Origin of the sequence: Pseudarthrobacter sp. AB1 (assembly GCF_014926485.1) — a bacterium.
Classification (GTDB): domain Bacteria; phylum Actinomycetota; class Actinomycetes; order Actinomycetales; family Micrococcaceae; genus Arthrobacter.
In genome coordinates, this window is record NZ_PZKO01000060.1 from 47,934 (window position 1) to 65,880 (window position 17,947).

Consider the following 17,947-nt stretch of genomic DNA (forward strand, 5'->3'; position numbering starts at 1 on the left):
AGGCCGGTGCGGTCCAGCTATTTGGGCCGCACCGGCCTTCGCTTTCCACCCTTGGACGCAATTGTGACCTAGAGTGGAAGATGTCACGGCCGGTCCTCCCAGGCCCGCCACGATTCCAGCAACGGTGCATAGCTGCCTGGCAGCAAGATACTAAAGGGGTTCACATATGGCTCGGATTGGCGAGAGCACGGATCTGCTGAAGTGTTCTTTCTGCGGAAAGAGCCAGAAGCAGGTACGCAAGCTCATTGCCGGGCCCGGTGTCTACATCTGCGATGAATGCATTGAACTCTGCAACGAGATCATTGAGGAAGAACTCGCGGAAGTCGCCGATCTGGGCAGCTTCGAACTGCCCAAGCCCCGCGAGATCTTCGACTTCCTGCAGGAATACGTCATCGGCCAGGAACCTGCCAAGCGTTCCCTTGCCGTCGCCGTCTACAACCACTACAAGCGGATCCAGGCCGGCCACACCCCCAAGAGCGGCAGCCTCGCCGAGGGCGGCCACCACGACGATGTTGAAATTGCCAAGTCAAACATCCTCCTGATCGGCCCGACGGGCTGCGGTAAAACCTACCTGGCCCAGACACTGGCGCGGCGGCTGAATGTTCCGTTTGCGGTTGCCGACGCCACCGCGCTCACCGAAGCCGGCTATGTGGGTGAGGACGTGGAGAACATCCTCCTCAAGCTCATCCAGTCAGCGGATTACGATGTCAAGAAGGCCGAACAGGGCATCATTTACATTGACGAAATCGACAAGATTTCGCGCAAGAGCGAGAACCCGTCCATCACCCGGGACGTCTCCGGTGAGGGCGTGCAGCAGGCCCTCCTGAAGATCCTCGAAGGAACGGTGGCCTCCGTCCCTCCCCAGGGCGGACGCAAGCACCCCCACCAGGAATTCATCCAGATCGACACCACCAACGTGCTCTTTATCGTGGCAGGCGCCTTTGCCGGGCTGGAAGAGATCATCGGTTCGCGTTCCGGACGCAAGGGCATCGGATTCGGCGCCCCGCTCAACGACGCCAGCAACAAGGTGGACTCCTACGGCGAAGTGATGCCCGAGGACCTGCTGAAATTCGGCCTCATCCCGGAATTCATCGGCCGCCTGCCCGTGATCACCACGGTCTCCAGCCTGGACCGCGATGCCCTCATCCAAATCCTCTCCACGCCGAAGAACGCTCTGGTCAAGCAGTACCAGAAGATGTTCCAGATCGACGGTGTGGAACTCGTCTTTGATGAGGACGCCCTCAACGCCATCGCCGACCAGGCACTTGAGCGTGGCACCGGGGCCCGCGGCCTCCGCGCCATCATGGAGGAAGTGCTGCTCCCGGTTATGTTCGACCTCCCCAGCCGCGAAGACGTAGCCAGCGTGGTCATCACCGCTGACGTTGTCCTCAGCAAGGCCGAGCCCACCCTCATTCCGCACGTGACCAAGCGGCGGAAGTCCGCCTGACGCGTCCGCCACCCTGTCTGACCTTTACCCCAGCCATCCCCGCACGCCCAGGAACCAGAGGACTCACGCATGACTGAAACAACCATCAACCAGGCCGACTTCTGGTTCGATCCGCTGTGCCCGTTCGCCTGGATCACGTCTCGCTGGATCGACGAGGTTGAGGCCGTCCGCGACATCGAGACCGTGTGGCATGTGATGAGCCTGGCCGTCCTCAACGAGGGGCGCGAACTCGACGCCGGCTATCTGGAGCTCATGGACAAGGCATGGGGCCCTGTCCGGGTCATCATTGCGGCCCAGGAGCAGCACGGCCACCACGTGGTAAAGCCGCTCTACGACGCCATGGGCACACTGATCCACGTCGGCGGGGAGAAGGACTACGGCATTGTCATCGGCAAGGCATTGGCCGAGTGCGGACTGCCGGCCGGACTGGCAGACATCGCCACCACGGACGCCTTTGATACCCAGCTGCGGGCCAGCCACGAGGAGGGCATCTCGCTGGTGGGCCAGGACGTGGGCACGCCCGTTGTTGCCTTCAACGGAACGGCTTTCTTCGGCCCCGTGCTGACCCGCATCCCGCGCGGCGAACAGGCGGGCGAGCTGTGGGATGCCACCATCACGCTTGCCTCCTACCCGCATTTCTTCGAGATCAAGCGCAGCCGCAGCGAACGCCCAGAATTCAACTGACGCAGGCAGCCAAGAGCCCCGGACGAATTACTCTGATGTAGTTCGTCCGGGGCTCTTGCGCATCCAAAGCGTCGGGACAACAATGGTTCTTACCCACTTCGAAAGAAGTGAGACGCAGGAACCAAAGATTCAGTGATATGTATCCGACGCAGCCATCGGCAAAGTCAGATACAAGCTACCAGTGACGAGGTAGGAAGACCTGAAGATCCAAGGATCCTGCCAGACCATCAAAGACGTCACCAGGATGGCCGAAAAGTCGAAGCCCCACCAACGGCAAAACGCTGATGGGGCTTCCCCTTTGCCCAAAAACAGGCCGGCTCAGAAACAGGGCTGCTGCTCCGAAACAGGCCTATATCCGGTCAGGCCTTGGGCTGTTCCTCCGGAGCGGCCAACACGACGTCGCTGACGGTCAGTTCGCCGTCGCCGGCCACGAGGGTCAGCTCGCGGGCGTTCGAGGCAGCCTTCAGGTCGCCAAGTCCTGCCTTCAGCTGCGTGGTTAGGGATTCCGACGCCGTGATGGTGGCGGAGAGGACCTCGGTCCGCTGCTTGACCTTGGCTTCGGATTTCGCCTTGCGGACACCGCTCAGGGCCGTGCCAACGGTGGCAAGCAGGGTGGTGTCGCCGTCCACGTCCACTGCGGTGGGCCACTGGGCGCGGTGCACGGAGCCGTTGCGCCACCAGCCCCAGACCTCTTCGGTGGCGAAGGGCAGGAACGGGGCGAAAAGGCGGAGCAGTGTGTCCAGGCTGGTGGCAAGTGCGGCCAGCACGGAGGCCTGCTCAGCGTCGCCGGCGGCACCGTAGGCGCGGTCCTTGATGAGCTCCACGTAATCGTCCGTGAACTGCCAGAAGAAGCTCTCGGTGATCTGCAGGGCCCGGGCATAGTCGTAGTTCTCGAACGCCTTGGTGGACTGGCGTACCACCTCGGCCAGCTGGGCCAGCACCGCACGGTCCAAGGGGTTGGTCAGGACCGAGAGGTCAGTGGACACCACGGAATTCTCCGTCGCACCCAGGTTGAGGACGAACTTTGAGGCGTTCAGCAGCTTGATGGCCAGGCGGCGGCCGATCTTCATCTGCGCGATCTCGTAGGCCGTGTCCGCGCCGAGCTTGGCGGACGTGGCCCAGTACCGGACTGCGTCGGAGCCGAATTCTTCCAGCACATCGGTTGGAACCACCACGTTGCCCTTGGACTTGGACATTTTCTTCCGGTCCGGGTCCAGGATCCAGCCGGAGATGGCGGCATGCTTCCACGGCGCTGCTTGCTGCAGTGCATCAGCCTGGACCACCGAGGAGAACAGCCAGGTACGGATGATGTCGTGTCCCTGGGGGCGCAGGTCAAACGGGAACACCTTTGCAAAGAGGTCCTTGTCCCGGCTCCAGCCGCCCACAATCTGCGGCGTCAGCGAAGACGTGGCCCACGTATCCAGGATGTCGGCGTCGCCGGCGAAGCCACCGGGAACACCGCGCTGGGCTTCGTTGTAACCCGGTGCGGCATCGGCCGCGGGGTCAACGGGCAGCTGCTCATCCAGGGGCACGATCGGGGCGTCGTACTGCGGGTTGCCCTCGGCATCCAGCGGGTACCAGACGGGGATGGGCACACCGAAGAAGCGCTGCCGGGAGACAAGCCAGTCTCCGTTCAGCCCGGAGATCCAGTTCTCGTACCGGGACCGCATAAAGGCCGGGTGGAAGTCTATCTCGTGGCCGCGCGCGATCAGGCGTGCGCGGCGCTCTTCGTCGCGGCCGCCGTTGCGGTAGTACCACTGGCGTGAGGTAACAACTTCAAGGGGCTTGTCTCCCTTTTCGTAGAAGTTCACGGGGTGCATGATCTTCTTCGGTTCGCCGTCGATCAGGTCTTCGGCGGCCAGGAGCTCCACCACTGCTTCCTTGGCACTGAAGACGGTCTTGCCCGCGATGGCTTCGTAGGCGGTGCGGCCGGCGTCGGTGGTGATCCAGTCCGGTGTTTCGCCGATGATCCGTCCGTCCCGGCCAACGATGGCGCGGGTGGGCAGCTGCAGTTCCCGCCACCAGGTGACGTCGGTGAGGTCACCGAAGGTGCACACCATGGCGATGCCGGAGCCCTTGTCCGCCTTGGCCAGCGCATGGGCCTTGACCTCAACCTCAACACCAAAGACCGGGGACGTGACCTTCTTGCCGAACAGCGGCTGGTAGCGCTCGTCGTCGGGGTTTGCCACCAGGGCGGCGCAGGCTGCCAGCAGTTCGGGACGGGTGGTCTCGACGTAGATCTTTTCGCCGTCTTCGGTGAAGAACGGGTACCGGTAGTACGCGCCGGCAACTTCGCGGTCTTCGAGTTCTGCCTGGGCCACGGCCGTGCGGAAGGTGATGTCCCACAGGGTTGGCGCCTCGGCCATGTAGGCGTCGCCGGCTGCCAGGTTGGCCAGGAAGGCGCGCTGGGAGACTTCGCGGGAAGCGTCGTCAATGGTCCGGTACGTCAACTGCCAGTCCACGGAAAGCCCGAGCCGCTGGAACAGGCTTTCGAACACCTTCTCGTCCTCCACGGCCAGTTCCTCGCACAGCTCGATGAAGTTCCGGCGCGAGACGACGTCGAAATCGCGCTGGTTCTTGGCGGGCTCGGCCGGAGCGCGGTAGCCGGCATGGTACGGGATGGCCGGATCGCAGCGCACGCCGTAGTAGTTCTGCACGCGGCGCTCCGTGGGCAGGCCGTTGTCATCCCAACCCATCGGGTAGAACACGTTCTTGCCGATCATGCGCTGGTAGCGGGCCAGCACGTCCGTCTGCGTAAAGGAGAACATGTGTCCCACGTGCAGGGAACCGGACGCTGTGGGCGGGGGAGTGTCGATCGAGTAGACCTGCTCCCGGGTGGTGTCCGGGTTGAACTTGTAGGTCCCTTCGGCAAGCCAGCGCTGGGTGAGGGCAGCTTCGAGCCCCTCGAGGGCGGGCTTGTCCGGAACGTTGATAGGGGCGGTGGAGGGCGTGTCTGTACCCTGAGTGTCTTCAGCCATCTGGCAATTGTTTCATGGTCTGTTCCTCCCGCGGCACGGGAGCCTGCCGTAGCCTGCGGGAGATAGGCACAAACGCGGACATTTTTGGGACCAAGCGCATCTATGATGCACCGGCGAACCACGCCCTGGTGATACTCGAGTTCATACTCAAGCACCGGTAGCTGCGCTGCCGTTAGGGTGGTGCCATGACTGAGGATTCACGCAACGCGACAGCACCTGGCCACGCATCACCAAACGAATCACTCGAGAACAAGGCGGCCGTCGTTACCGGCGCCAGCACCGGCATCGGCGAGGCGACCGTGCGGGCATTGCGGGCGGAAGGCTGGACCGTGTTTGCTGTGGCGCGCCGCGCCGAACGGCTGGCCGTGCTGGAAGCTGAAACAGGCGCCGTCGGAATTCCCGCTGACATCGCCGAGGACGACGACGTAGCCCGGCTGCTTGCCCGCGTCACCGGGGCGGGGGGTGTGGGGACACTTATCAACATCGCCGGCGGGGCCCGCGGCGCTGACCTGGTGGGCACTGCCAACACCGAGGACTGGGAATGGATGTTCCGGGTCAACGTCATGGGCACCATGAAGCTCACCCGGGCGTTCCTGCCGATGCTCCGCGCGAACGGCGAGGGAACTGTCCTGAACCTGACATCGACTGCGGGACTGGTGGCCTACGAGGGTGGTGGCGGCTATAACGCCGCCAAGTTTGCCCAGCACGCACTTACAGGCGCCCTCCGTCTGGAAGAGGCGGAGCACAACGTCCGCGTCATCGAGGTAGCCCCCGGCCTTGTCCACACCGAAGAGTTCGCGCTCAACCGCTTGGGTGACGAGGGCGCCGCGGCAAAGGTTTACCAGGGCGTGGAGAAGCCCCTGACTGCGGCCGACGTGGCCGACGTGGTGCGCTACGCCGTCAGTGCGCCGCATCACGTCAATCTGGACCAGATTGTGATCCGGCCCGTTGCCCAGGCGGCCAACCACAAGCTGATCCGCAACGTTACGGGCGACTAGGCAGCCGGGACGGCGAGCGTGGCCAGGACAGCCGCGTGGTCCGTGCCCGGCACCCGCTGGACCTGGTATCCGCTGCTCCCCACATGCGGCGTGGTCACCAGGTGGTCGATGGCGATACCGGGCAGCCGCGGACCTCGCATGGGCCACGTGGGTGTGAGCCGGGATCCTGACGCCGTCCCCACATCAACCAGGCCCGGACCGTCCGGGGCCGCGCCAAGGAGTGCGCGGAACTCGGTGTGGTCGTAGGTGGCATTGAAGTCACCGATCAACAGCCTGTTGCCGGGAAGCTCCGCCAGCCGACCCACGGCGGCAAGATCGCTGCGCCACTGGTCAACCCTGACATCCACGGGCGGCAGCGTATGGACATTGGTCACCTCCAGGACAGCTGCAGATCCGCCGTCCCTGACCGTCAGCCGGACCGTTGGCATCCGGAACGGTGTGTCCGGGAGGATGCCCACCTGTTCGAGGGGGTACGCGGAGTACACAGCACTGCCGGCGCCGTCGTCCGTGGGATCGCTGATCCGATGGGGCAGGAGCCTATCCAGGCCTTCGGCGCTCAACCGGTCCTCCAAGGCCTGCGAATGCTCCTGCACTGTCAGCAGACCTACACGGTTGTCCTTGACCAGCTGCACGATGCGGGACGCATCCGCCTGGCCGATCTCCGAGTTGATGTTCATCGCGTGTAGTTCCACCGTTGCTCCAGCACTGACAACAGCACCAGCAGCGGCGGCAGGGCGCGCCGTATCGAAGGGGAAGAGCCAGAAGATCTGGCACAGCATGAGCGCTCCGGCGCACACCTGAAGCCACCTGCTCCGGCCCGCAACGGCCAGGATCGTGGCTAGTGCAGCGGGCACGGCAAGCCACGGGGTGAAGGACAGCAGTTGCACCGCCAGCACCGGCCAGTCCGCCGGAATCGCACGGAACACGGACAGTACCAGGACAGGCAGGGCAGCCAAGAGCGCCAGCCAGCGGCAGGCCATGCCGGGCAAGCCGTGGGCGGAAGTCATGGCTCTGAGTCTAGGCACAGTCGTGCCGTCGGCGGGAGCCAAACGGCTATCCAGGAAGCGTGGGTCGGCCACGACGGCGGCGTGGTCGGGGCCGGGAACCGTGATGGTCGCGGAGGCCCAGACCTCGATGTCCGGGGTGACCAGGACATGGTCCAATGCAACGAACGGCGGGATGCTGGATCAGTGAGCCCACGTTGAGGACCATCACCGTTACCGTTCGGCCAAAGGCGACATGCGTCTCGGCGCGGGTCCACGTGCGCCGGAGAATGGCGGTAGACGGGCAGGCGATAGTAGACTCGAGCATGGCTACGACCCGGCGATCACCGGTGAGCTTCCGGAAGAACGCACTGACCACCAGGGATCTGGCGCCGGTGTTACTAGAACCGGACGGGTAAGCCCGTCACAGCAGTAATGAGCGGCCGGCGCAACAACAGCTCTCCAGGGAGCGTGGTTGAGTGCCGGTAAGTGAGGTGGTACCGCGGTCAGCGTGCAGTCCCAGGACAGCACACGAGCCGTCCTCGCATCCTGAACGGAACCAGTCAGCAGCGGCTGAATGGTTCACCAGCACAACCCAGGATGTCGAGAATGACGTATTACCCCAAAGCCTCCGCCCCCCCTTCGGCTGACGTTTCGAGCGGCGCTGCCGCCGGTGTCTCCCACTCCGTGAAGTTCCCGGAGATTGAAGAGCGCATCCTGAAGTACTGGGACCAGGACGGCACCTTCCAGGCCAGCATCGACCAGCGCAGCGCCGACGCCCCCGGCGGGAAGCCCGGCAGCAACGAATTCGTCTTCTACGACGGTCCCCCCTTCGCCAACGGCCTGCCGCACTACGGCCACCTCCTGACCGGGTACGCGAAGGATCTTGTGGGCCGCTACCAGACCCAGCGCGGCCGCCGCGTGGAACGCCGCTTTGGCTGGGACACGCACGGCCTGCCGGCTGAGCTGGAGGCCATGAAGCAGCTGGGCATGACGGACAAAACCCAGATCGAGACGATGGGCATCGACAAGTTCAACGACGCCTGCCGTGCCTCCGTGATGAAGTACGCCGATGAGTGGAAGAGCTACGTCACCCGCCAGGCCCGCTGGGTGGACTTCGACAACGACTACAAAACGCTCAACGTCGAATACATGGAATCAGTCCTGTGGGCCTTCAAGCAGCTGCACGAAAAAGGCCTGACATACAACGGCTACCGCGTACTGCCGTACTGCTGGAAGGACGAAACGCCGCTCTCCAACCATGAACTGCGCATGGACGACGACGTTTACAAGAACCGCCAGGACCAGACAGTCACGGTGACGTTCCCCATCTCAGCAGGGGAGACGGAGCTGTCGAAGCAGCTCGCCGGCGTGCAGGCGCTCGCCTGGACCACGACGCCCTGGACGCTGCCCACCAACCTGGCGCTCGCCGTCGGGCCCTCCATCACCTACGCCGTGCTGCCCGTCGGGCCCAACGGAGTCAAGGCCGCCTCGCCGGACGCGCCGGTTACCGGAAGCTTCCTCCTGGCCGCAGACCTGCTGGCGGCCTACGCCAAGGACCTGGGCTATGAGGATGTGGATTCCGCCGAGGCCGCCGTGACGTCAACCCACACCGGCGCTGAACTTGCCGGCTTGTCCTACGAGCCGCTGTGGAACGACTTCCGCGACGACGAAAAGTATGGGACGCAGAACGCATGGCGCTTCCTCGTGGCCGACTACGTTACTACCACCGACGGCACCGGCATTGTCCACCAGGCGCCCGCCTACGGTGAGGACGACCAGAAAGTCTGTGAAGAGGCCGGCATCCCGGTGGTCCTGTCCGTGGATGAAGGCGCCAAGTTCCTGCCGCTGTTCAGCCACGGCGACCTGCACGACATCGTGGGCCTTCAGGTCTTCGAGGCCAACAAGCCCATCACCCAGGTGCTCCGCGCCCAGGGCCGGCTGGTCCGCCAGGCCAGCTATGAGCACAGCTACCCGCACTGCTGGCGCTGCCGCAACCCCCTGATCTACCGCGCCGTGTCCTCCTGGTACGTGGAAGTCACCAAGTTCAAGGACCGGATGTCCGAACTGAACCAGGACATCAACTGGATCCCCGGGAACGTCAAGGACGGCCAGTTCGGCAAGTGGCTGGCCAACGCCCGCGACTGGTCCATTAGCCGCAACCGCTACTGGGGCAGCCCCATTCCGGTGTGGCAGTCCACCGACTCCGAATTCCCGCGCACCGATGTCTACGGCTCCCTGGCCGAAATCGAGGCCGACTTCGGCCGCCTGCCGCTGAACAAGGCCGGCCAGGTTGACCTGCACCGGCCGTTCATCGACGAACTGACCCGCCCCAACCCGGACGACCCCCGGACCCCCGAAGAAGGACAGTCCGTGATGCGCCGCGTCGAGGACGTCCTGGACGTCTGGTTCGACTCCGGCTCCATGCCCTACGGACAGGTGCACTACCCATTCCAGAACGAAGCCTGGTTCGACACGCACAACCCGGCGGACTTCATCGTGGAGTACATCGGGCAGACCCGCGGCTGGTTTTACATGCTGCACATCCTGTCCACCGCGCTGTTTGACCGGCCGGCTTTCCGGAACGTCATCAGCCACGGCATCGTGCTCGGCTCGGACGGGCAGAAGATGTCCAAGAGCCTGCGCAACTACCCGGACGTCTCCGAGGTCCTGGACCGCGACGGCTCCGACGCCATGCGTTGGTTCCTGATGTCAAGCCCCATCCTGCGTGGCGGCAACCTGGTGGTCACCGAACAGGGAATCCGCGACGGCGTCCGCCAGGTCATCCTGCCGCTGTGGAACGTCTACAGCTTCTTCACGCTATACACGAACGCCGCGGGCGCAGCCGGTGGAACAGCGCAGGGCTACGACGCGAAGCTCCGCTACGACGGGTACGCCGACACCCTGGACCAGTACCTGCTGGCCAACACCGGCGACCTGGTCCGGAACATGACCGCCCAGCTGGACAGCTACGACATCTCCGGCGCCTGCGACGAACTGCGCAGCTACCTGGACATGCTCACCAACTGGTACGTCCGCCGCAGCCGCCAGCGCTTCTTTGACGAGAGCGCTGACGCGTTCGACGCGCTCTACACGGCGCTCGAAACCGTGTCCCGCGTGGCCGCCTCGCTGCTGCCGCTGGTCTCCGAGGAGATCTGGCGCGGCCTCACCGGCGGCCGCTCCGTGCATCTGGCCGATTGGCCGGACGCGGACCTGTTCCCGGCCAACGCTTCGCTGGTGGAAGCGATGGACCGCGTGCAGCAGATCTGCTCCACCGGATCCTCGCTGCGCAAGGCCGCGAACCTGCGCGTGCGGCTGCCGCTGCAGGAACTGACCGTTGTGGCTCCCGGCGCGGATGCGCTGGAAGGCTTCGCCGCCGTCATCGCCGATGAACTGAACCTGCGCTCCGTGCGCCTGCTGGACGCCGTGAGGGCCTCCCCGGAGGAGTTCGGCATCGAGCAGAAGCTCGTGGTCAACGCCCGGGCCGCGGGACCGCGCCTGGGCAAGAACGTTCAGCAGGCCATCAAGGGCGCCAAGTCCGGTGACTGGTCGGTCCAAACAATTGACGGTGTCGACGGAGTCGTTGTTTCCGGCGGCCTGGAGCTGGAACCCCAGGAATACACGCTGGAGACAGTAGTGGCGGAGTCCGACGGCGGTTCAGCATCAGTAGCTGTCCTTCCGGGCGGCGGCTTCGTGGTCCTGAACACCGAAGTCACTCCAGAACTTGAGGCCGAAGGGACTGCACGCGACATGGTCCGCGCCATCCAGCAGGCACGCAAGGACGCCGGACTGAACGTGAGCGACCGGATTCGGACCACCGTCACCGCCGTTGCCACCGTGCTGGAGGCCCTCCTGGCCAACGCCGAGCTGGTCAAGACCGAAACCCTGACCCTGGAGCTGGCCACAGTTCCGGCTGAGTCAGGCGAATCACGCATTGCCGTCGAAAAAGCAGAGGCCTGAGCCATGACTGACGAATTCTCCGTGGAAAGTGTCTACGCCGAGCTGCTGGGGCGTGCACCGGAAAACAAGATGGAACCTCGTCTTGCGCCGCTGTTCCGGGCGATGGATGTACTGGGGGAGCCCAACAAGGCGTTCCCGATCATCCACGTGACCGGCACCAACGGCAAGACCTCCACGGCCCGGATGATTGAGGCCGGGCTGCGCGCGCACGGTCTGAGCACCGGCCGCTACACCAGCCCGCATCTGTCCAAGGTCACTGAACGGATCAGCATCGACGGCCACCCCGTCTCCGACGAAACGTTCGTCCGGATCTGGGACGAGATCCGCCCGTACCTGCAGATCGTCGACGACGAACTGACCGCAGCGGAGGAGCCCCGGCTCACGTACTTCGAGTGCCTGACCATCCTGGGGTTCGCGGTCTTCGCGGACCAGCCCGTCAACGTGGCCGTGATCGAAGTGGGCCTGGGCGGCATCACCGATGCCACCAATGTGGGCGACGGCCTGGTTTCGGTGGTTACCCCCATCTCGCTGGACCACACCGACCTGCTGGGCGATACCACCGAGGACATTGCCTACGAGAAGGCCGGCATCATTAAGCCAGGTGGCTACCTCATCAGTGCCTCGCAGCCCGTTGATGCGGCGCAGGTGCTGCTCGAGAAAGCCAAGGAAGTTGCAGTTCCGTTCCGGTTTGAAGGCGTGGAGTTCGGCGTCGAATCGCGCACGGTTGCCGTGGGCGGCCAAGTGGTGAGCATTCAAGGCATCGCCGGCCGATACCCGGAATTGCTGCTACCGCTGCACGGCGCCCACCAGGCCCAGAACGCAGCAGTGGCGGTGGCGGCCCTCGAGGCCTTCTTCGGGGGCGAAAAGGAACTCGACGCCGAGGTGCTCCAGGAAGCCTTCGCGTCAGTCACATCCCCGGGCCGCCTTGAGGTTGTCCGTACTGCGCCTACCATCATCGTGGACGCGGCCCACAACCCGGACGGCATCAGGGTCTCGGCCGAGGCCATCCAGGAGGCCTTCACTTTCACCCGGCTGGTGCCGGTGGTTGGTGTCCTGAAGGAGAAGGACGCCGAAGAGATCCTGCGCCAGCTCAAAGAATCCCTGGGCGACATCGCCCAGGAATACTGCTTCACCCAGTCCAACTCGCCGAGGGCAGTGCCCGCAGCCGAGCTGGCCGAACTGGCGGTGGAAATGGGCTTCGGCGAAGACAACATCCACATCGCGGAGAAACTCGACGACGCCCTCGAATGGGCCGTGGAACGCGCCGAAGCCAACGACGACCTCTCCGGCGGCGTCCTGGTCACAGGGTCCATTACCCTGGTGGCGGAAGCCAGGATCCTGCTCGGAAAGACGGAGGCCTAGGCATGGCCAAGCTGACCAAAGCCCAGCGTGAATGGCGCCCGGGAATGCCCAGGAAGCGCCGGTCCACCAAGGTGATGTTTGCTTCCACCGTCCTGCTGCTTGAGGCGTTTGTGGTGTTCTTCGCAACGCTGGCCGTCTTTGGACTCAGGCGCGGCGAGTTTCCGCCGGCGCTCATCCTGGGGATCGGCATCGCATTAAGCGTAGTGATGATCCTGGCCTGCGCGGTGCTGTCCAAGCCCTGGGGCGTGGGCCTGGGCTGGATTCTGCAGATTGTGCTGATCCTGACGGGCATTGTTGAGCCCATGATGTTCCTGGTTGGCGCGCTCTTCGGTCTGGCCTGGTGGTACGGAATCCGCACCGGCATCAGGATCGATTCCGAGGCCGCAAAGCGCGAACGCGAACAGGCCGAGTGGAACGCGTCGCACGGGAACGCCCCGGAAGCCTCGTAGAATTGTCCCGAAACCCACCCCTTACGCATTGGAGCAGCCATGACCATTGAGCGCACCCTGGTACTGATCAAGCCCGACGGCGTTGCCCGCAACCTCAGCGGCGCCATCCTGGGCCGCATTGAGGCCAAGGGCTACACCCTGGCTGAACTGAAGAAGGTTGACGCCAGCCGGGAATTATTGGAGCAGCACTACGAAGAGCACCTGGGCAAGCCGTTCTACGAGCCCCTCGTGGAATTTATGCTCAGCGGACCGGTTGTGGCCGCGATCTTCGAAGGCCACCGCGTCATTGAAGGCTTCCGGTCCCTGGCCGGCACCACCGATCCCACCACTGCCGCCCCCGGCACCATCCGTGGCGACTTCGGCCGCGACTGGGGCCTGAAGGTCCAGCAGAACCTGGTGCACGGCTCCGACTCCGTTGACTCGGCCGAGCGCGAAATCAAGATCTGGTTCCAGGACTGACTCCTGCACCTACCAATAAAGGCGCGAACTGTCATGCCAGTTCGCGCCTTTTGCGTGCGGTTTCTGCGACTCGTCTGGGGGCTCGCGTTAGAAGCCCGAGGTTCCGGCAAACACCTGGATGAAGGCGAAGAAAATGGTGGCGATGACCGCCACGTACAACAACGCAGTGATGATCCAGCCCGATTCGCCCAGCACTCGGGCCGCACCTGAAGGGACGGGGATGATGCCGTGGACGACGTTGCGGATGGTTACCCAGACGAAGAGCGGGATCATCGCGGCCCAGACGATCATGCAGAAGGGGCACAGGACGTGGATGTCATAGAGTGCCTGGGACCAGAGCCACACCACAAACGCGAAGCCGAGCGTGACGCCGGCCTGGAGCCCTGTCCAGTACCAGCGGGCGAAGGTGGCGCCGGACAGCAGGGCCATGCCCACTGTGATGATGACGGCGAACGCGACGATGCCGATAAACATGTTGGGGAACCCGAACGCCGAGCTCTGCCACGTCTGCATGACCTGGCCACAGGAGATCCACGGATTAACGTCGCAGGCCGTTACGTGATTCGGATCCTCGAGGACGGCGAGCTTTTCCAGGACCAACGCCCCCGAGGCCAGCCAGCCGACGACGCCGGTGATGACCATCAGCCAACCGAAGGGCCGGTTACGTGCCATCGGCGGCACAGTCCCGGGCGTGACGGGCAACGGCTCCGCCGCAGGGGAGGCAGCTGGCGTTTCAGTGCCGTGGGAGGAAATGCTGGGCATGGTGTGTGGCGTCCTTTGCTTCGGGTGCTCCTTGCCCCGATTGTAACGCCGGTGACTGGAAGCAGCGTTCAGTCACCGCCCTCACGTCCTGATCCGTTGCCCGTGGTGCCGCCGTCTTCCAGCCCGGGTGTGAGAGAATGAACTTGGCTGGAGGCCGACCCACATTCGGACTCCGGTCCGGTGGCTTGTTTCAAGACCGCCAATGATGAGCAGGGCAGGCTTCGGATTCTCTGATCCGGCTTCCCGCAATTCCATTGGTCGGCACCTGGTTGTGGCGTGTAGAACAACGGGTTTCAGGACACAGCCGACGGCTCCCACGGGCTGCCGCACCCCTCTGCCGGTGCGAACCTGGGAGTATCCACTTGACTTCTGTCAACGCCTGCGGGTTTTGACAATATGCGCCCCAATGGGTGCCGGATGTGGCGGTACGTCAGGGGCAGGAGTGTTGCCACATATGGAAAACGAACAAGCACCAGCCGTTAATGATGAAGCCGTCGCCGAGGCTGCGGAAGCGCCCAAGAAGGTCACCCGGACGCGTCGGAAGGCAGCGCCGAAGGCCGCAGAGCCCGCACCCGTGACTGACGCCGCCGCCCATGCTGAGCCTGCGGCAGACGCCGCGCCGGAGCCTAAGGCGCCGGTGCGCCGGACCCGCGCACGTAAAGCGGTAGTCACCGCCGAACCATTGCCTGCCTTCGCTGCCGAGGTTTTGGAAGCACCTGCCGCCGTTGATGCCGAGAGCGCCGTAGAGACCGCTGCCGCCGTCGAACCGGCGGCCGAAGCCGCGGCCCCTGAAGCTGCAGCGGAGACCAAGCCTGTCCGCCGCCGCCGCGTGGCCACCCGCAAAACTTCGGCCCCCGACGTCGCTCCCGGGGCCGTCGACCAAACGGCTCCGGAACAGGCAGCCCCTGAAACTGCAGCAACGCCGGCCCCGGAAGCAGAGGAAGTCGCCGCTGCGGAGGCCGCCGCGCCCGCAGCAGCCGCCGTCGCCCCCGTCAACGCTGCCCCGGTCAACGCTGCCGCCGCGCCGGCTGGAGAACCGGCTGCTGCAGAGTCTGCCAGCCCGTTCAGTTCACTGTTCCTTGAGCCGGCGTCCACCTCGTCGGTGCTTTTCCAGGCCCCTGACCTGAGCACCGTGGTCCGTCCGGCACCGGCCGCCGCCGTGGTTGAAGAGCCGGAAGAGGACGACGCCGAAGACGGTGAAACGGACGACGCCAACGGCCGCCGCAGGCGCCGCAGCCGTGGTCGGCGGGGACGCAGCCGCACCGGCGAAAGTGATGCTGACAGCGAAAACGAAGGTGAGGACGGCGCAGCCGAAGAAACTGATGAGGAATCCGCCGGGCAGGCCGACGAAGGCGTGACGTCCCGTCGCCGTCGCCGTCGCCGCCGTGGCGACCAGGATCTGGAACTGACCGGCGGAGAAGGCGACGACCCGCCCAACACGGTGACCCGCGTCCGCGCGCCGCGTGCGGCCACAGAAGCGCCGGTCAACAACCGCGTCACATCCGTCAAGGGTTCCACCCGCCTCGAAGCCAAGAAACAGCGCCGCCGCGAATCCCGTGATACCGGCCGCCGCCGCACCGTCATCACCGAGGCCGAGTTCCTGGCCCGCCGCGAATCAGTGGACCGGCAGATGATCGTCCGCCAGCGCGACGACAGAATCCAGATCGGCGTCCTCGAAGACGGTGTGCTGGCCGAGCACTTTGTCTCCAAGACCCAGCAGGACTCCCTTATCGGCAACGTCTACCTCGGCAAGGTGCAGAACGTGCTGCCGTCCATGGAAGCGGCGTTTGTTGACATCGGACGCGGCCGCAACGCCGTCCTGTATGCCGGTGAAGTGAACTGGGAAGCCGTTAACCTCGAAGGCAAGCAGCGCCGGATCGAAAACGCGCTCAAGTCCGGCGACACCGTCCTGGTTCAGGTCACCAAGGATCCCGTGGGCCACAAGGGTGCACGCCTGACCAGCCAGATCTCGCTGCCTGGCCGCTACCTCGTCTACGTGCCCGGCGGCTCCATGACCGGCATCTCCCGCAAACTGCCCGACGTCGAGCGCAACCGCCTCAAGCGCATTCTCAAGGACCGCCTCCCGGAGCACGCCGGGGTCATTGTCCGCACCGCTGCCGAAGGCGCCTCGGAAGAGGAACTCACGCACGACATCAACAGGCTGCGCGCGCAGTGGGAAGGCATCGAAAGCCAGTCCACGTCGACCAAGATCCTCGCCCCGGAGCTCCTCTACGGCGAACCGGACCTCACCATCAAGGTGGTCCGTGACGTCTTCAACGAGGACTTCTCCAAGCTGATCGTCTCGGGTGAAGAGGCCTGGGACACTATCGAGGCCTACGTCACGTACGTTGCCCCGGACCTCGTGGGCCGCCTGGAAAAGTGGACCAAGGACCAGGACATCTTCGCCGCGTGGCGGATCGACGAGCAGATCCACAAGGCCCTGGAACGTAAGGTCTTCCTGCCTTCGGGCGGCTCGCTGGTCATTGACCGCACCGAAGCCATGACCGTGGTAGACGTTAACACAGGCAAGTTCACCGGCAGCGGTGGCAACCTCGAAGAAACCGTCACCAAGAACAACCTCGAGGCAGCCGAAGAAGTGGTCCGGCAGCTCCGGCTCCGCGACATCGGCGGCATCATCGTCATCGACTTTATCGATATGGTCCTCGAATCCAACCGGGACCTGGTCCTTCGCCGCATGGTGGAGTGCCTGGGCCGCGACCGGACCAAGCACCAGGTTGCAGAAGTGACGTCCCTGGGCCTCGTGCAGATGACGCGAAAGCGCATGGGTACCGGACTCCTGGAAGTCTTCGGGGAGCAGTGTGAAACCTGTGCAGGCCGCGGAATTGTCACCCACGACGACCCCGTGGAGCACCGCCGCGCCAATACCGTAGCCGCTGAGCACCACGTGCAGCGGGTGGACAGCCGGCAGGAACCCCGCATCAACGATCAGCGCGCCGACAGCATGCGCACGGACAGTCAGCGCCCGGACAGCCAGCCGGGTGGCCGCACTGACCGGAAGCGCCGCCGCGGACGTGGCGGCCAGCCACTGGAAACGGCACCGGCAGCGCCGGTGCAGATCCACACGGTCCACCCGGAACCCAGTGACGCCGAGCGCCATGCCAAGGCCGAGGCCACGCGGGCCGCGCTTGCGAACATTGCGGCCGCAGCCCACGCTGCGCACGTGCACGACGACGAAGTGGCTCGCGCATCAGCCGCGGCGGGACAATCTCCGGCTGCGCCAGTGCCTGCTGCGCCGGTGCCGGCTGCGCGGCCCGAGATGGACTCCAATGGCCGCCCGGCCGCTGTGCTGACGTTCGGCGGCGAGCAGGTGGTGCTGCCGTTCGTGGCCCACCACGAGGACCAGCCGCACGCACCGGCCCTGACGCTTGACCGCCTCGCGGAGGCCTTCGCCCGCCTTGGCGAGCCGGCCCCTGTAGTTGAAAACGAGCCGTCCGCAGTCCAGGCAGCTGCAAGCCAACCGGGCGAACCTGCCCGTCAGCAGCAGCCGGCAGTGGCGGAGAAGGATTACTCCGACCACACCGAGGAGCCCCGCGCCCGCCGTCCCCGGCGGAACCGGAGCGCCAGCCGTGCCCAAGGCGCAGCCAACGCCACGTCTGTGGAGCATCACGAAGCCGCTCCGGCGGCTGCCGCTGGACAGACCCACGCCGCCAAGGCCCCGGAATCCGTCAAGGCTGCGGTGGCTGACAAGCTTGCGGCCACCAACTCGCCTATCATCCTGGGTGTTGGGGTTCCGGCCTCGGAACTCTAACGAAGCAGCAGGGCAAGCCTCTACAACGGCGCCCGGACGTGTCTGTGAATCACAGGCTGCGTCCGGGCGTCAGGCGTTAAGTCCCGAGGGACGCTA

General features: G+C 64.9%; 11 protein-coding genes. 8 read left to right on the forward strand and 3 right to left on the reverse strand.

Features of this window, described 5'->3' with window-relative positions; all coding sequences use genetic code 11:
- Positions 1–166 precede the first annotated feature (166 nt).
- Positions 167–1,447, forward strand: coding sequence for an ATP-dependent Clp protease ATP-binding subunit ClpX (gene clpX, locus DAD99_RS17050; RefSeq protein ID WP_193342461.1), 1,281 nt, complete (start codon positions 167–169; stop codon positions 1,445–1,447).
- Between the two features lie 69 nt (positions 1,448–1,516).
- Positions 1,517–2,131 (forward strand): DsbA family protein, encoded by a 615-nt coding sequence (locus DAD99_RS17055; protein WP_193342462.1) that lies wholly within the window; start codon positions 1,517–1,519, stop codon positions 2,129–2,131.
- A 359-nt stretch (positions 2,132–2,490) separates the two neighbouring features.
- Here the strand turns inward: DAD99_RS17055 and valS are convergent, their stop codons facing one another.
- Positions 2,491–5,109 (reverse strand): valine--tRNA ligase, encoded by a 2,619-nt coding sequence (gene valS / locus DAD99_RS17060; RefSeq protein WP_193342463.1) that lies wholly within the window; start codon positions 5,107–5,109, stop codon positions 2,491–2,493.
- 185 nt (positions 5,110–5,294) lie between these two features.
- Between valS and DAD99_RS17065 the strand changes: the two genes are divergently transcribed.
- Positions 5,295–6,107, forward strand: coding sequence for an SDR family oxidoreductase (locus DAD99_RS17065; protein ID WP_193342464.1), 813 nt, complete (start codon positions 5,295–5,297; stop codon positions 6,105–6,107).
- Here the strand turns inward: DAD99_RS17065 and DAD99_RS17070 are convergent.
- Positions 6,104–7,114, reverse strand: coding sequence for an endonuclease/exonuclease/phosphatase family protein (locus DAD99_RS17070; RefSeq protein ID WP_193342465.1), 1,011 nt, complete (start codon positions 7,112–7,114; stop codon positions 6,104–6,106). The two genes, DAD99_RS17065 and DAD99_RS17070, sit on opposite strands and share 4 nt — an antisense overlap.
- A 585-nt stretch (positions 7,115–7,699) precedes the next feature.
- On the opposite strand from DAD99_RS17070, the gene ileS reads away from it, so the two are divergent.
- Genes ileS through ndk form a run of 4 tightly spaced genes read left to right on the forward strand, consistent with a single transcriptional unit; the run spans position 7,700 to position 13,320 of the window.
- On the forward strand, positions 7,700–11,050 hold the full coding sequence (gene ileS / locus DAD99_RS17075) for an isoleucine--tRNA ligase (RefSeq protein ID WP_193342466.1): 3,351 nt from the start codon (positions 7,700–7,702) through the stop codon (positions 11,048–11,050).
- 3 nt (positions 11,051–11,053) lie between these two features.
- Positions 11,054–12,412, forward strand: coding sequence for a folylpolyglutamate synthase/dihydrofolate synthase family protein (locus DAD99_RS17080; protein WP_185260767.1), 1,359 nt, complete (start codon positions 11,054–11,056; stop codon positions 12,410–12,412).
- Between the two features lie 2 nt (positions 12,413–12,414).
- The gene (locus tag DAD99_RS17085; protein ID WP_193342467.1) at positions 12,415–12,861 is read left to right on the forward strand and encodes a DUF4233 domain-containing protein; all 447 of its coding nucleotides are present in this window, start codon (positions 12,415–12,417) and stop codon (positions 12,859–12,861) included.
- 39 nt (positions 12,862–12,900) lie between these two features.
- Entirely contained in the window at positions 12,901–13,320 is a 420-nt protein-coding gene (gene ndk / locus DAD99_RS17090; protein WP_193342468.1) for a nucleoside-diphosphate kinase, read from the forward strand.
- An 87-nt stretch (positions 13,321–13,407) separates the two neighbouring features.
- Here the strand turns inward: ndk and DAD99_RS17095 are convergent, their stop codons facing one another.
- Positions 13,408–14,082: a vitamin K epoxide reductase family protein gene (locus DAD99_RS17095; RefSeq protein ID WP_193342469.1), complete on the reverse strand. Its 675-nt coding sequence runs from the start codon at positions 14,080–14,082 to the stop codon at positions 13,408–13,410.
- A gap of 454 nt (positions 14,083–14,536) precedes the next feature.
- Here DAD99_RS17095 and DAD99_RS17100 point away from each other — a divergent pair, with 454 nt between their 5' ends.
- Positions 14,537–17,851 carry an Rne/Rng family ribonuclease gene (locus DAD99_RS17100; protein ID WP_193342470.1) on the forward strand — a complete coding sequence of 1,105 codons (3,315 nt, stop codon included), beginning with the start codon at positions 14,537–14,539 and terminating at the stop codon, positions 17,849–17,851.
- Positions 17,852–17,947 lie beyond the last annotated feature (96 nt).

Coding starts and splice junctions, on each gene's coding strand:
- clpX (WP_193342461.1), top strand. CDS start 167: ATGGCTCGGATTGGCGAGAGCACGGATCTGCTGAAGTGTTCTTTCTGC.
- DAD99_RS17055 (WP_193342462.1), top strand. CDS start 1,517: ATGACTGAAACAACCATCAACCAGGCCGACTTCTGGTTCGATCCGCTG.
- valS (WP_193342463.1), bottom strand. CDS start 5,109: ATGGCTGAAGACACTCAGGGTACAGACACGCCCTCCACCGCCCCTATC.
- DAD99_RS17065 (WP_193342464.1), top strand. CDS start 5,295: ATGACTGAGGATTCACGCAACGCGACAGCACCTGGCCACGCATCACCA.
- DAD99_RS17070 (WP_193342465.1), bottom strand. CDS start 7,114: ATGACTTCCGCCCACGGCTTGCCCGGCATGGCCTGCCGCTGGCTGGCG.
- ileS (WP_193342466.1), top strand. CDS start 7,700: ATGACGTATTACCCCAAAGCCTCCGCCCCCCCTTCGGCTGACGTTTCG.
- DAD99_RS17080 (WP_185260767.1), top strand. CDS start 11,054: ATGACTGACGAATTCTCCGTGGAAAGTGTCTACGCCGAGCTGCTGGGG.
- DAD99_RS17085 (WP_193342467.1), top strand. CDS start 12,415: ATGGCCAAGCTGACCAAAGCCCAGCGTGAATGGCGCCCGGGAATGCCC.
- ndk (WP_193342468.1), top strand. CDS start 12,901: ATGACCATTGAGCGCACCCTGGTACTGATCAAGCCCGACGGCGTTGCC.
- DAD99_RS17095 (WP_193342469.1), bottom strand. CDS start 14,082: ATGCCCAGCATTTCCTCCCACGGCACTGAAACGCCAGCTGCCTCCCCT.
- DAD99_RS17100 (WP_193342470.1), top strand. CDS start 14,537: ATGGAAAACGAACAAGCACCAGCCGTTAATGATGAAGCCGTCGCCGAG.